The organism is Paenibacillus dendrobii (genome assembly GCF_009807035.1).
GTDB lineage: Bacteria > Bacillota > Bacilli > Paenibacillales > Paenibacillaceae > Paenibacillus_AQ > Paenibacillus_AQ dendrobii.
The window spans coordinates 2258025-2273657 of sequence record NZ_WUBI01000001.1 but is presented as its reverse complement, the minus strand read 5'-3'; the positions used below and the strand labels follow the sequence as shown (position 1 = coordinate 2273657).

The 15633-nt window shown below is 49.1% G+C and carries 8 protein-coding genes; 6 read left to right on the top strand and 2 right to left on the bottom strand.

All coding sequences use genetic code 11. From position 1 onward, the window contains the following. Positions 1 to 322: 322 nt before the first annotated feature. Together GRF59_RS09895 and GRF59_RS09890 are read left to right on the top strand one after the other, a co-directional pair. Entirely contained in the window at positions 323 to 2953 is a 2631-nt protein-coding gene (locus GRF59_RS09895; RefSeq protein WP_160497405.1) for a winged helix-turn-helix domain-containing protein, read from the top strand. Between the two features lie 163 nt (positions 2954 to 3116). Next, positions 3117 to 4337: an acyltransferase gene (locus tag GRF59_RS09890; RefSeq protein WP_160497404.1), complete on the top strand. Its 1221-nt coding sequence runs from the start codon at positions 3117 to 3119 to the stop codon at positions 4335 to 4337. Positions 4338 to 4596: 259 nt separating this feature from the next. Here the strand turns inward: GRF59_RS09890 and GRF59_RS09885 are convergent, their stop codons facing one another. Together GRF59_RS09885 and GRF59_RS09880 are read right to left on the bottom strand one after the other, a co-directional pair. Then, a complete protein-coding gene (locus GRF59_RS09885) occupies positions 4597 to 5469 on the bottom strand; it encodes a carbohydrate ABC transporter permease (RefSeq protein WP_160497403.1) in 873 nt (290 codons plus the stop codon). Positions 5470 to 5614: 145 nt separating this feature from the next. Then, entirely contained in the window at positions 5615 to 6565 is a 951-nt protein-coding gene (locus GRF59_RS09880; protein ID WP_160497402.1) for an ABC transporter permease, read from the bottom strand. A gap of 142 nt (positions 6566 to 6707) precedes the next feature. Between GRF59_RS09880 and GRF59_RS09875 the strand changes: the two genes are divergently transcribed. The 4 genes from GRF59_RS09875 (at position 6708) to GRF59_RS09860 (ending at position 15451) form a co-directional block, all read left to right on the top strand. Then, positions 6708 to 8507 (top strand): sensor histidine kinase, encoded by a 1800-nt coding sequence (locus GRF59_RS09875; protein WP_237391698.1) that lies wholly within the window; start codon positions 6708 to 6710, stop codon positions 8505 to 8507. A gap of 17 nt (positions 8508 to 8524) precedes the next feature. Next, entirely contained in the window at positions 8525 to 10132 is a 1608-nt protein-coding gene (locus GRF59_RS09870) for a response regulator transcription factor (protein ID WP_160497401.1), read from the top strand. Positions 10133 to 10240: 108 nt separating this feature from the next. After that, the gene (locus tag GRF59_RS09865) at positions 10241 to 11932 is read left to right on the top strand and encodes a type 2 periplasmic-binding domain-containing protein (protein WP_160497400.1); all 1692 of its coding nucleotides are present in this window, start codon (positions 10241 to 10243) and stop codon (positions 11930 to 11932) included. A 378-nt stretch (positions 11933 to 12310) separates the two neighbouring features. Continuing rightward, on the top strand, positions 12311 to 15451 hold the full coding sequence (locus GRF59_RS09860; protein WP_160497399.1) for a polysaccharide lyase family 8 super-sandwich domain-containing protein: 3141 nt from the start codon (positions 12311 to 12313) through the stop codon (positions 15449 to 15451). The last annotated feature ends 182 nt before the right edge of the window (positions 15452 to 15633 follow it).

Sequence of the window (15633 nt, the reverse complement as noted above, 5' to 3'; positions counted from 1 at the left end):
TATTCGGTACGTATTATAGAATAGTGTCAAAGAGAAGCATAGTGTTAAGACGAAAGGATCAAGTCAAGCTATGCCGCCAGCGATAAACGCAGATCGAGAAATCAGCCTCGAAATTATGCAAAAAAGAAAACAGCTGATTTTTAAACCCAAGGGACACGGCGGAAATCTTGAATGCCGCGTCCCTTATTCCTATTGTTCAGAGCGGGATTGACAATGAATTCAATCATTAAATACTATAAAGGAATAAAATATAGGAGAGGAAAACTTTTCTATACGAAATGGTCATGGGAATATAAGTCGAAAAATAAAGAGAGTGAAGATGATGAACACTGGCTATCCATCAAACACGCAGGTCCAGTCGGGTAATCTGAGCAGTTATGTGCTGTCTGCAAAAGCCTCCATCCCGCTTATGGCAGAGAAGGATATTATTCGACAACGACTAATGAATCATCTGGATGAAAGCATCCGATGTAAGCTCACGCTGATCACAGCCCCGGCAGGCTTCGGGAAAACGACGCTTGTCAGCAGCTGGATACATGTCCGTTCCCTTAAGGCTGCCTGGGTATCGCTGGACGACGGAGACAATGAGTGGATTCGCTTTTGGAGCTGTATCACGGAGGCGATTGAGCGGTGCGTTCCCGGTTTCTCGGAAAATATAATGCGCGGACTACAGGCGTATCGCAGTTCATCCATGGAAGCGATGATGTCTTTTTACTTGAATGAAATCTGCACCATCACGGAACCATTCGTGCTCGTGCTCGATGATTACCATCTGATCCGCGATGCTTCCGTTCTTGAAAGCCTGGCGTTCTTCCTGGAATATCTTCCTGAGCATATCCGACTTATGATCATCAGCCGCGCGCATCCTTCGCTGCCGCTATCCCGTTTAAGGGTACGAAAACAGCTGAGCGAAGTGGGTGCAGCCGATCTACGGTTTACGATCGATGAGATTACGGCCCTTCAGGAGAAATCCTTAAGCAACGTGCTTTTACCGGAACATATTGCCCTGCTCGAGCAAAAAACGGAAGGCTGGGCCGCCGGCCTAATCCTTGCCTTCTTATCCATGGAAGGTCGAAGCGACGTTACACCTTTTATTCAATCCTTTTCGGGGAATCACCGATACATATTCGACTATTTGATGGATGAAGTGCTGCTCCGGCAAACGGAAGAGTTTCAGGTCTTCCTGCTGCAAACGTCCATATTGAATTACATGAATGCATCCCTCACAGATGCTGTCACCGGCCGCAGCGATTCCAAGCATTTATTCCATGCCCTGGAACGTTCCCACATGTTCTTCATTCCTCTTGACGATACCCGCACATGGTACCGCTATCACCATCTTTTTTCTGAAATGCTCCAAAACCGGCTGCTGAATCGATATGGACTCACCGAGGTGAATGAACTTCACCGGCGGGCATATCAGTGGTATGAACAGCATGGATTTATTACGGAAGCCGTGAACCACATGTTCGAAGCCGATGAGAAGGAGCATGCCGCAATCTGTATTGAACAGAATTTTCCCCTCATCATTCAAAATGGCGATGAAACTTCACTGCAACGCTGGCTTAAGCAATTACCCCTCGAAAGCATCGTAAGCCGTCCGGATTTGTTTTATTACCAGGCTGGGAGGCTCGCTGCTTCCGGGAACATTCCGGAGGCCAAAAGCTTACTGGAACGGACCCTGCACTTACTGGATCAGCAGAAAGACTTATTCTCAGAAGAGGAACGGCGGGAACTGACATTAAGGGTCGGGATGTACCGGGCTTCTGTTGCTTACTATCAGGGCGATGTGGACACTTTTATCGACCTGCTCGACAGCAACAGGGAAGGCCTGGTGAAGTTTCCTTCGATCGTGAACGTTGTGAATCTGGGGGAAGCCTTGTTGTACCGAGGGCCGATTGGTTTCGGGGGCAGGCTGAAAAAGATGGCTTATTTATCTGCCAGGGCATCCGAGTCGGAAACGAGAAGGGCGTCCATTCATGGTGCACTGCAAGGGCACGGGTTCGTGTTCTTGGCTGATTTGTACTACGAGTGGAACCGACTGGAGGAGGCGGAGAGCATATTGGAGCAGGCACTCCAGATGTACGATCCTGAATCTTCGCATCATCTGGGAGTTGCAATCCCTGGGATTATTCTGCATACGAAAATAAAACAGGCTATGGGAGACTTCGAAGCTGCCGAAGAGATCCTTCAACAGGCGACGAAGCACATCGAAAAGCTGCGCTCACCCCATTGGCAGTTGTTATTGGAAGCATGTTTTGCTCGGTTTCAGCTGACACGGGGAAACATCGATGCGGTGGAAAAATGGGTGGAGCACCGCCATATCCAAACGCCGGATAAGACGAGCGTTGCACGGGAGTATGAGAATCTTACGCTGGTACGCTTATGGATCCACCGTAAATCAACCGAGGAAGCTGTCAAGCTGCTGCGGAAGCTGGAGAAAGATGCCAAGCGGACAGATCGACTGGGCAGTCAAATCGAGATTCTGCTGCTGCTGGCATTAGCCTATCAAGCAGAAGGCAAGCATATCAGCGCATCGGAATCAATGGAAAAGGCGCTTCAATTAGCGTCACAACAAGGGTATATTCGAATCTTTCTGGATGAAGGGTCATCGCTGTATGAGCTGTTATCCCAATATTTGAAACAATATGCCAATCATGATGAGGAGGCTGCGGATTACGCCCGGAAACTGCTGCCCATGTTTACCGGACTCCAAGGAGATTACGCAGGCATGCCTCTTCATGAAGGAAGTGAGTTCGCGGTCTCGCTTACCAATCGGGAAAAGGAAATTCTGAACTACATCGCAGCCGGGCATTCGAATGATGACATTGCCCGCAGCTTGTATTTATCAGTGGGAACAATCAAAGGTTACACCTATAACTTATACCAGAAGCTAGGCGTGAAAAATCGCGTGCAGGCGATCTCGAAGGCCATGGAATTAAATCTATTGTAGCATCTGCGGAATCGTTCGTTAATCCAACTTTAGTTGGTTGAACGCGGTTTATCAGACCGTCCATAAGGGCGGTCTTTTTCCGTTATCTAATCCGTCTTTAAGGTTCATTTAATATTCAACAGGTATACTTGCGCGTAACTGCAAATGAAGGAGGATTTAATTCATGGGCAAACCGCGCATCGAAGAATGGACGCAGCTCAGGGGGCTCGCTTTTCTGGCTATCGTGATGCAGCACTCTATCGCTGAATACATTTACAGAGCCGATATTGAACCAGCCGACTCCATTATGCTGACGATGATTTATCATCTGACCCGCTTTGGCACCCCGACATTTGTTTTTTTGTCCGCCGTTCTGATGTTCTACAATCATTCCAGAGGGCTTCATTATTTCCAATTTATTCGTAAAAGACTTGGGGATGTCTATGTTCCTTTCCTGCTCTGGACACTGATCTACTGGTTATACGTACGCGTGTTTACACCGGCATTTTGGCAAAAGGGCGGTCAGGACTGGAGCTCTTTCTTTAAGGAGTTGCTTGTCCCGCAGACCGGATATCAGTTGTGGTTTATTATCATGATCGTTCAGTTCTATATTTTCTTTCCGGTCATGGCCGTCATCTATAGGTTTATCCGCAGCAGGCTTGAACTGCTGAATGATCGTAATCGAGGCCTGAGTGTCTTTTCCATCATGGCCGGATCAGGTTTGGTTTATATAATTTTGCTGTATCTGTCCTATCATGTCATGGGATCATGGGCGGTAAAGCTCGGCAGTCCATGGTCGGACCTGATCCAGTATCGGAGTTACTCATTCCTGATGTATGGATTTTACATTGTGATCGGGGCGGTATGCGCAGCAGGTGTAGAGAAGTGGAGAATGTGGTGTACGAGGTTGCTCCCATGGAGCGGACTTGTCTTTTTGGGAATGTATATCAAGCTCGGAAGTGATGTCCTCCGTGGTTCGGGAGAGGTCGTCAACCTGAATATTTCCACGTATCTGAAACCCTCGACTTTCATTATTATTGTGGCGCAGATGCTGCTGTTATATGGTCTACTGATCATGATGCAAGGACGCAGCAGGATGTTTTTGCGCCTGCTTGCCTGGATTGGCAAATATTCATTCGGGGGCTATCTCATACATGCCTTGATTATTTATGTCATCGCATATTTTACCCGGCCCATGGCGCTTGAGGGCAGTCATGTCGCGTTCACGCTGCTTACCTTTGTCATGACGGTGATAGCTGCACTAGGAATAAGCTACACGCTGTCGCATATGCCTGGATCACGATGGACGGTGGGATCAAGACGAAATAAGCAGCGGAAAGCAGTTAAAGAGTCCGATTTTACAAAAGAGGCACCGGCACTTCTAAGTACCAATACCGGACCGTGAACACAATCCCGATAACGTCTTCAGTCAAAGAGGTTATTCCTTCGGAGGTCTTTTGTGACCAACGAGGGGACAACCTCTTTATTTTTGTTTGATTTGTTAATTAGTGGAACGTTTCGATTCGATAGATTCCCGATTTTGATAAGGATCATATGTAACAAAAAATACGTTTGACAGCGGTTACATTCAATAACTATAATCGAGGTTGAAAATAAATTGAAACGTTTCGATAATTTGTAAATGTACATTCCAACGATCCAAATTACTCTTTGACCGCTCCGATGACAATGCCTTTGACGAAGAAGCGCTGCAGGAACGGGTAAGCAATGAGGATCGGCAGCGCGCCGATGAAGATTTGGGAAGCGCGAAGCGTGCGCTGTGACAGATTGGCGATTACGGACGGATCGAAGCTGGTTGTGTTTCCTTGCACGATGATGGTTTGCATCAGGCTTGCAAGCGGGAGATTCTCGGCATTTTTAATATAGATCAATCCGTCAAAGTAAGCGTTCCAGTGCCCTACCATGGTGAACAAGGCGATCGTCGCAATGACGGGCATGGATACCGGCAGAAAGATGGATACGAAGCTCCGCAGATATCCTGCGCCATCGATGAATGCGGCCTCCTCCAGCTCCTTGGGTACGGTACGAAAGAAATTCAAGAGCAAAATCATGTTGTATACCGCAACCAAACCCGGAAGGATCAACGCAAGCAGGTGATTCATCAGGCCGAGCTTCAAGATCAGAATATAGCTTGGGATGAGGCCGCCACTGAATAGCATGGTGATGACGAAATACCAAAGATAAGCATTCCTTCCCCGGAACACATGCGTGTCTTTTGAAAGGGCATAGGCAGCAATAGCGTTCACGAGCAGGCCAAGGCCGGTTCCGATGAGCGTCCGTTTGACGGATACCCAGAGTGAGGTCAGAAAGTTGATGTTGTTGAACGTTTTAGTGTATGCCTCGACCGTGAACCCAATGGGCCAAAATGTAACCAATCCGGCATTGGCGGCGGCTGTTGAGCTTAGGGACACCATCAGCAAATGAAACAGGGGCAGCAGGCAGGCAACGGCGATGACCCCGAGCAGGATGGTATTAAATATGCTGAATATACGGTAAGGCAGCGTTTTGTGATACATGATCCAGTCATCCTTTCAAGTTGGGACTTTGCAGCCGGTCGAGTGCGCAGCGGCAAGAAGGGTTCTGCAAAATCCGGAAGTAAACCGGCTGCGCCATTCCGGAGAATGGCCGCATCCGCAAGCAAACATTTCGTCAGGTGCCCTCTTAGAAAATCCGGTATCCGGCGAACCGGTATGCCAAGCGGTAAGAGATGACGATCAGGATTAAGCTGATGATCGATTTAAACAGGCTGACGGCCGTCGCGAAGCTGAATTGCCCGCTCAGAAGACCTTCCCGGTACACGAACGTATCGATAATATCGCCTTGCTGATAGATCATCGGGCTGTACAGATTAAAGATCTGGTCGAAGTTCGCGTTCAGGACGTTTCCGAGCGCCAAGGTGGCGACCACGATCAGTATCGGAATCAGCGATGGGATCGTAATGTACAGGGTTTGCTTGATACGGCTTGCGCCGTCGACTTCAGCTGCTTCGTATAGTGCAGGATTGATGCCGGCAAGCGCAGCGAGGAAGATGATCGTGTTAAATCCGAATTCCTTCCATACATCACTGAAAATGATCGTAAGCCGGAACCAGGTACCGTCTCCCAGGAAGAACACAGGCTTGATGCCAAACAAGTACGTCAGGAATTGGTTTACAATCCCGGTTTGGGCAAGCAGGTCGATCAGAATGCCTCCGAGCGTAACCCAGGAAAGAAAGTGGGGCAGGTACACGAGAGTCTGGATGGAGCGCTTATATCCCATGTGCCTGACCTCGTTCAGAAGCAGCGCGAACGTGAACGGAATAATTAAATTCAGCACGATTTTGGAGCAGGCGAACAGGACGGTATTCCAAGTGATTTTCATAAAGTAGTCATTCTCGAACATGTACTGAAAATGCTTCAAGCCGACAAACGGGGAACCGGTGATCCCTAGCGGCGCTTTATAATCCTGAAAAGCCATAATAATGCCCGACATGGGGACATAGGAAAATACGAATACGAGCAGCGCGGCAGGCAGCACCATCAGATGCAAGATCCATGGCACACGGGTTCTTTTTTTCTTTTTCGCTGTCCGGTTAGCGCTCAGATTGACGTCCGGATTCATGATTGGTTCCATAGCTCTCTCCCGTTCCATAAAAGTCTCGATTGGTTGTGGTGAAGTTCTGCTTAATATCATAGCAACGCGGATCGTCATTGAACTATAAGACATTGTTAGGATCGATAGGGTTTTGTTAGGCATATTCCAAGGGGGAAGACGAATGAATCTGCGGGAAAGCCTTCGCATTTTTAGAAAAAGGATGGGGGCGAAGTTCAGCCTGTCCAAGAAAATGAATATTTTGATTCTGATGCTGTTCATCCCGATGATGGCCATGTTTACATACTCGAACAGCATTTCTTTTAATGTCATCGATAAGGAACTGAAAGCGTCGAACATCAAGCAGCTTTCTTTTTTGTCCAGCCAAATCGACTCCCGGATCAATCAAACCATGGATTTCGTGCTTACGTTCTCCAAAGATCCGAATGTCCGCAAATTCAATGGGCTGAACATATGGGATGACCGATATGACAAGATGCAGACGAGATATGTCATACAGGAAAAAATGATGCTGCAGTCGGGGATTACGAACATCTGGCCGGTGAAATTCACGGTATACTCCCAGCTGAATCAGGAAGCCATCACGAATGCGGATAAAATGGCGAAGTATGATGAGGAATACCTGGAAAAAAACATCACGGGAAAATGGAACTATGGTGACGGCAAAACGCTGACGGACGGAGAGACCCCGGCATTTCACTGGTTTTACACGGATTCGATTGGACAACAGGTCTCGCTGAAGGGAAGCAATCTGGTCGTCCAGGCTACGTTCGAGCATGAGAATATCCAGAATATGCTGGATACATATAAGGCTGGCGGGCAGGGAAACCCGATCTTTTACCGCGAGGGAGAAGCCCCGATTCTGAATCGTACGGCAAGCGTGCAGCTGACGGATGAGCTGGTGCGGTACTTGCAGGGGAAGGAGCTGAAGGATACCTCGCAACAAGTGATTACCCTCGACCACAAGAGCTATTTGGTTAGTGCGGTGAAATCCCTTTATCTGGACTGGTACTTGGTGGACATCGTGCCGCTCGATCAGATTCTGGGTCCGATCTCGTTCAGCCGGAATATGTTTTACTTGACTATGGTCTTGCTGTTCGTCGTAGGCATTTCGGCGTCTGTCCTGCTGTACCGGAATGTGCAGCGTCCGATACGCAAGCTGATCAGGGGTCTGCAAAGCGTTCAGAAAGGGGATTTTCCCGTAAGGATTGATTCCAATGTTAACAATGAGTTTTCGTTCTTGTTCTATAGATTTAATGATATGTCCAGTCAGATACAACATTTAATCGAAAATGTGCTGTATGAGAAGCTGCGGGCACGGGAGGCAACGTTAAAACAGCTGCAGGCGCAGATAAACCCGCATTTTCTATACAACTGCATCGGTTACATGATGAATATGGCGGAGTTGAAAGATGAAGAAGCTGTCGTCTCCATGGGGCATAACCTGAGTGCATATTACCGGTATATTACCCGCATGGAAAAGCCTCTGGCTTCCCTCCGGGATGAAGTTCAGCTTATTGTCAATTACTTGGACATCCAGAAGCTTCGCAATGGAAGAATTCACTATCAAATCGATATTCCGGAGGAAATGATGAGGCAGGAGGTACCGCGTTTGATGCTTCAGCCTATAGTTGAGAATGCCGTCATACACGGAGTTGGAAAAACGTATAGCTCGGGAGAAATTCGGATCAAAGGCGAGATGTCGGATGGTTTCTGCAAGCTGTACGTGGATGATGACGGACCGGGGATGACGGAAGAGAAGCTGGAGGAGCTCAATCTTAAATTACAAGGACCGATGCGGGAAGATATGGGCTACGGCTTTTGGAATACGAACCAGCGCATCGTTCAGCAATTTGGAGAGGGGTCATCCATGAGCTTCCGAAAATCGGAACTCGGAGGATTCCGGACCGAAATCGTATGGAGGCCGACTTCAGAAGAAGAGATTCATCAATCTGTTATTTAAAAAGGGGATCGACATATATGCAAATGATCATTGTTGACGACGAAGCCCATTGGGTGGATAACTTATCTGCAACGAAGCCGTGGCATACGCTTGGGATCGAGCAGGTGCATAAGGCATACTCCGCTCAGGAAGCGCTTCGAATTCTGGAGACGCATCCGATTGATCTGATCATCTCCGACGTGATCATGCCGGAAATGACGGGGATTGAGCTGATCGGGAAAATACGAGAACGGGACAATAGAATTAAATGCATCATTCTGTCCGGGCATTCCGATTTTGAATATACCAAGGAGGCGCTCCGGCATCATGCCGTGGATTATCTGCTGAAACCGCCGGCCGATCATGAATTGATGGGCGCGGTCAAGACAGCCATCGATCAGATCAAAACGGAATGGGAAAGCATCAGTTCTTACGAACGGACGGAGTTTACTCTGCGGGAAAACCTTCCTCTCCTGCGGGGCCAGCTGCTCCTTGACGGACTGCGGGGGGAGCGGATCTCAAGCGAGGAATGGAGACGGAAGCTTGAGAACTATCATTTGCCGTTTCTTTTCGGAGAATGTTCGCTGCTGCTTGTCCGCATGGAGGATGAGTTCGGACGGTACCGTAACAACGGATTGCACCTGATGGAGTACGCCATTATCAATATGGCAGAGGAAATACTCGGGGAGTTCGCTAACGTCTGGGGTGTAAAGGAGGAGCATGGATACTTGGCGTTGTTGCTTCAGTTCAGAACGGAACACGGGGATAACGGCAAAGAATCCCTGCTCGAAAGGTCTGCGACACAGCTTCAAGCCAAAGTGAAGCAGTTTCTGGACGGATCATTATCGGTCGTTATGACGGAGTTCTTCCCATTTCCCGATTCGCTGCCTGACCGGTACAGCCATGCGCTGGCTTTTTTTCGGCAGATTGTCGGGGACGAACGTGAATTCGTGATCCGTGCGGGAGAACTGGAACAACAAGTATCGCAGGGGCCTCTGGACGTAATTCATGCTCCGCCCGGACTCAAAAACCTGCTTGAGGCGGGGCGTTGGGACGCGGCTGAGCAGAAGCTGAATGCCGTATTCGCCGAGCTGGATGAGAAATGGGACGACTCTTGGGAGCATTGTTTGGAAGCCGGTTATGTGATCGCTGCATCCTTCACCCATTTCGCCCATCGCAATGGACATACGCTTGCCGGTTTACTGGGAGAGGACATCGCTTTGCTTCAAAGCTCCGAAGCTTTCGCATCGATCGGCAAGTTGCGGAACTGGTCGCTCGGTTGTCTGCACAAGCTGCGAGACGGTACGTCGAGCGAGGTCAAGGATATGCGTTCGGTTTATGTAAAGAAAATACAAGCTTACATCGAGGAGCATCTGCATCTTGATGTTTCACTTCGTGCTCTCGCTGATCACGTCAACCTCCATCCGACCCACTTGTCGAAGCTGTACAAGATTGAGACGGGTGAAGGGGTCAGCGATTATGTATTCCGTCTTCGCATGGAAACGGCCTGCGACATGCTGAAGAAGACAGAAAAGAAGGTTTACGAGATCAGTTCCGATATCGGTTATTTGGATCCGGCTTATTTCATCAAGGTATTCAAGCGGCAGTTCGGGGTGACGCCGCAGGAATACCGGGAAGGAAAATAACAACATGACAGAGTCCTATGGAAACTAACAAATTCATATAGATGACCTCCCAGGCCCGTTGGTAAAGTAACTCATGTAACAATCTAACAACGTAGGGGGTTAATCAATATGGGGAAAATGAGGAAGCTATGGATGCCGCTTGTTGCCATGATGCTATTCATGTCAGCCTGCAACAGCAATTCCGGCGGCAGCAGTACGGCAACCGATGCCGATTCCAATAAGACTTCGGAAACGAAGACAGAGACGGTATCCGAGGCGGATCTCGCATTTAAAAACGGAAAATATGATCCGCCGATTGAAATCAGCACAGTCATTATGCCAAGGGATTATACCAAAGGCGAGACGAAAGAAAACAACGTGCATGACCGCTGGATGCTTGAGACGCTTGGGATCAAGCACAAGGATACATGGTACCCTGCGGGCAGCGACCAATATAAGCAGCAGCTTCAGCTTGCCTTGACGTCCGGCGAGAAGCTGCCTGATTTCGTCATGGTGCCTACCGATGCGGTACTGACGAATCAATTGATCGATTCCGGGCAGTTTATGCCGATCGATGATTTGTTCGAGAAGTATGCGAACAAAGCGTGGAAGGATCATGCAGCTCAGCATCCTGAACTGTGGTATCCGTTCACGAAGGAAGGCAAGAAGTGGAATCTTCCGATCATGGAATACACCGACAATGATGATACGGTATTGTGGCTGCGCGAGGATTGGATGGAGAAGCTGAAACTTGAGGCTCCCAAAACGATTGCGGACCTGGAAAATATCATGGATAAATTCAAAAACCAGAACCCGGATGGATTGGCTCCGAAATATGTGTACCCGCTCGCTATTTCCTTGAAGAACAATACCAATACCTGGATGGGCGGACTGGATTGGCTGTTCGGAGCTTATGGTTCCGTTGAAGAACAGTGGAATAAGGATGACAGCGGCAATTTGGAATATGGCTCCGTTAACCCGGGCGCCAAGCAGACGCTGGCGAAGCTGCAGGAATGGATGGAAAAAGGTTATATTCATCCGGACTCAGCCCTGTGGGATGAAGGGAAATCGGCTGAAATCTGGACCAAAGGCAATGCCGGTGTGCTGCCAGGCGCCAACTGGGTACCGGACTGGCCTGCCCCGGATCTGCTGAAGAACGTGCCTGGTTCGAAGTATAAGGCATATCCCGTCGTTGCCGGTCCAGATGGCAAGATGGGCACGAAATGGCAAAATTCCGGCGTGAACAGCAGCTTTATGATCAATAAGGATGCCAAGCATCCGGAAGCGATTATTCTGTACTATAACTATCTGCTCGACAACCTGGCGAACCCGACTGCGGGCAGCCCTTATGAATACGGCTTCGCCAAAGGCTACGACTGGGATGAGGTTGACGGACAACCGACCAGCGACAAAGACAAAATCAAGGATTTCTTCGATAAGTTCCCGTACATTACGGGTCCCGCACGTATTCCGGATCTGTACATGAATACGCTCGTGAAACTGGCTGACGGCGCGAAGCCGGAAACGCCATACGAGAAGCAGCAAGCTCAGTTCCGCAAACCGGAAAACTGGTACGCCGCTAAAGTCGTGATGTCGCAAATCGATATCCGCAAGCAAAACTACTTCACAGGTGCAGCGACACCAACCATGATTTCCAAGTGGAATCTGCTTCGTCAGTCGGAGCTGGAGACCTTCAACAAGATCATTTACGGCAAGCTGCCTGTAAACGCATTTGACGATTTCGTCGCAAGCTGGAAAGCGAACGGCGGCGATCAGGTAACGAAGGAAGTTAACGAATGGTTTAAATCCGTTTCACAATGATATACCTCTGAGGTCATTGGAGTTCGTGGATTCATCTTTCAACTGTTCTTTAACACCGCGAAAAGGCATAGCAGCAATAGCTTTGCAATAACAACCCCAATAAGCCGCCCATAGGGGCGGCTTATTTGATTATGTGGATGCTTATTTTATTCATTATCAGGGGACCAAGTCAAAATAATGCCCGTTGCCGGTAAAAATCCGACTCGTGATCCGCATGGGGACTATTTATAATATTGCTGAAAATCCATCCGTTCATGATGGAGGTGAATTTGTGTAAGGGCTTTCTTTTTTGGTTTCCGACAGTATAGTTCAGTTTAGTTCAGCTTTTGGCAAATAGGGCTTTGAATTGCATTGAGTATGATATGAAGAGGTGATCCGATGAGAAGATTCAGCTTGATTGTGGTTTGCTGTATGGTTTTCAGTTTACTGGGCTATGGGGATTCCGGACGCATTTACGCATCAGCCGAGGCTGCAGAATCTGCTTCAACGAATCTGGTTGTCAATGGCGGTTTTGAATCAACCAAAACTAGCGCGGGCTGGGCGAATTCCTTTGGACCCGCCAACTGGGATATTTGGGTTCCCAAAGGAACGCCGATTCTTTCTTCGGATGCGGCCGTGTATTACGAGGGAAAACGATCCGTCAAGATTGCGGCATCGACTCAAAGCCGGGCCGATGTCAACCAAAAGGTCCCTGTCGTTGCGGGAAAAACCTATTTGTTCAGCCTGGCGGTGAAAACAGAGAACCTTACGACGACGACCTCCTACGGCGGGGCATACGTGCGGACTTCGTTTCTCGATCCCTCGGGGAAAAACCTGGGATGGGGTCCTTCCACGCCCAAATTACTAGGCACCAATAACTGGACCCGTCAACAGTTCCAAGTTACGGTGCCAGCGAACACGAGCCAATTCTTCATCGAGATTTTTTTGGAAGAAGGGAAGGGGACGGCTTGGTACGATCAAGTAGGTATGGAGGAACTTGATGTGGGTTCAATCCGTTTGCCGGCGCTGCTCACGATCGAGAAGGATCAGACGAAAGCGATGGAGCCTGTTCTGACGCCGCCGGATACGGGAGATACAACCATCGATTGGTCATCTTCCGATCCAACGGTTGCGACTGTAGATGCAGCGGGTGCGGTGACAGGACATTCCTATGGACAGACGGTCATCAAGGCGGTCCTGAGCAGTGGCGTTTCGGCCGAGACGCTGCTGACCGTCGATTCGGCTTCGAATATGGCAGAGTATAATCAGATGCGTGCCAAATGGTTTAACCGGTTGACCGGCAATGAAGGTTATGATGCCAATGATCCGGATATGGCGTCCGCCGCGAATTCGATTGTGGATAAAGTGACCAATCCGGATCATACCGGTTTCTGGGATACGATGTTAACTTCAGATAATCGGACCGCGCTCTGGGCGGATCAGGCAAGCGCTTGTTCGCCGAGCACCAGCTATTCGAGACTTAAAACAATGGCACTGGCTTTTGCCAGCCAAGGCTCAGCCTTATACCAGAATCCCGGGCTGAAGGCGGATATCACGGCTGCGCTCGATTGGTTATACCTTCATAAATACAACGAAAATACGGTCTACAACACGGGCTGCGGATGGGACTTTGAAATCGGGATCGTCCAAACGCTGAATGATATCGTCATTCTGATGTATGATCAACTATCCGCAACGCAGATCGACGATTACATGAAGCCTGTCGATAAATTCGATGGTGACCCAACGGTCTTTAATCTGGCATATCCTTCCGAAGCCACGGGAGCGAACCGGACGGACAAAGCCATCGGCGTCGCCATACGCGGCATCATCGGCGATAACGGGGCGAAACTCGCGCAGGGAAGGGATGCTTTGAGCAAGGTTTTCCCTTACGTTACATCCGGGGACGGGTTTTACGAGGACGGATCGTTCATCCAGCATTCGAACATCGCTTATACGGGGAGTTACGGCGGAGTGCTCCTTACGGGGATGGCGAATATGCTGTATTTGCTCGGTGATTCTTCGTGGGCGGTAACCGACCCGAACGTTAGCAACGTATACCATTGGATTACGGATTCTTACGAGCCTCTGGTCTATCATGGCGCGATGATGGATATGACTTTTGGCCGGGCGATTTCCAGGGAGCGGAGCACGCCATACCGTGGACCCGCAAATTTGGTTTTGCTCATATCGCAGACAGCGCCTCCCGAATACAAGGAACGTTTGAAGGCTATGGTCAAGGATTGGTACGAGACGGACCCCACGTGGAGCGCTTCCCAGGTGACCAATACGTTTGATCTTACGTTGGTAAAGGCTTTATTAAACAACTCCGATATTGAGCCAAGAGGCGATTTGACGCAAAACTTCATGTTTGCCGCCATGGACCGAGGGGTACATCTTCGGCCCGACTATGCGCTGGGACTCGGCATGTTCTCAGACCGAATATCCGCTTTTGAATACGGCAATGGCGAGAACAAAAAAGGCTGGTACACAGGTATTGGAATGCTCAGCCTGTATAACAACGATTACTCGCAATTTATCGATCATTACTGGCCGACCGTCGACATGATGCGATTGCCCGGAACGACGACGGACGGAACGACGGGAACGTTGAAGGATTGGGGCTCATACCTCAATAGCAAAAACTGGGTTGGAGGCGTCTCGGATGGACTTTACGGGGCGGCTGGCATGAATTTCTCTCTCACCGGCGTAACCGGCAGTAATCTGGAAGGAAAAAAATCCTGGTTTATGTTTGACCATGAAATCGTTGCGCTAGGGGCGGGGATTACGAAAAAAACGGCAGGTTCCCGCTCTGTAGAGACCATTATTGAGAACCGGAAGCTGAATAGTAACGGCGATAATACGTTAACAATCGATGGTAACGTCCAGCCGGGGCAGCTCGGATGGTCCGGGCAGCTAGACAATGTTCATTGGGCTCATCTGCAGGGAAACCTTCCAGACTCGGATATCGGATATTATTTTCCGCAGCCGGCTTCTATTAAGGCCCTTCGCGAAGCGAGAACGGGTTCATGGAAAGAGATCAATGATGGCGGTTCTGCCGGCCCGGTTTCCCGCAACTATGTGAGCCTCGCCTTTGAACATGGAGTTCAGCCGGAGAATGCTTCATATTCGTATGTCCTCTTACCGAACAAAAATGCGGCGGAAACCCTGGATTACAGCAGCAATCCGCAGGTAGAAGTGCTGAGCAACACGGCGGATATCCAAGCGGTGCAGCAAAAAACGCTGGGAATCACAGCTGCGAATTTCTGGAACTCCGGCACGGTCGGAGTCATGTCATCGCAAAATCCTGCTTCGGTTATGGTCAGGGAAGATAACGGCGAAATCTCGGTATCGATTTCCGATCCGACCCGCAAGCAAAGCCAATTGATCGTCGAGCTGCATGAAGCGGGACTGTCTTTGGTCAGCAAAGACGATACGATCCAAGTTTTGCAGGCGGGCGATAAGGCAACGATCCAAGTCAATGTCGGGGGTTCCTTGGGTAAAACGCATGTCGTTACCTTTCGAAAGAGCGCGCCGTAACAAAACACAATAAGCTTAAACACGCCCGAGAAATCGGGCTTGTTTGCATGTTGCAGTCTTGAATAAGCAATGCGCTAATAGGCTTAACCGTATCACAATATAGTCAAAATATTTCTCCTTGATGTAAAAGGATTTTATGTCGAAAAACAAAGATGACATCCTATAATAGATTTATTAACTCG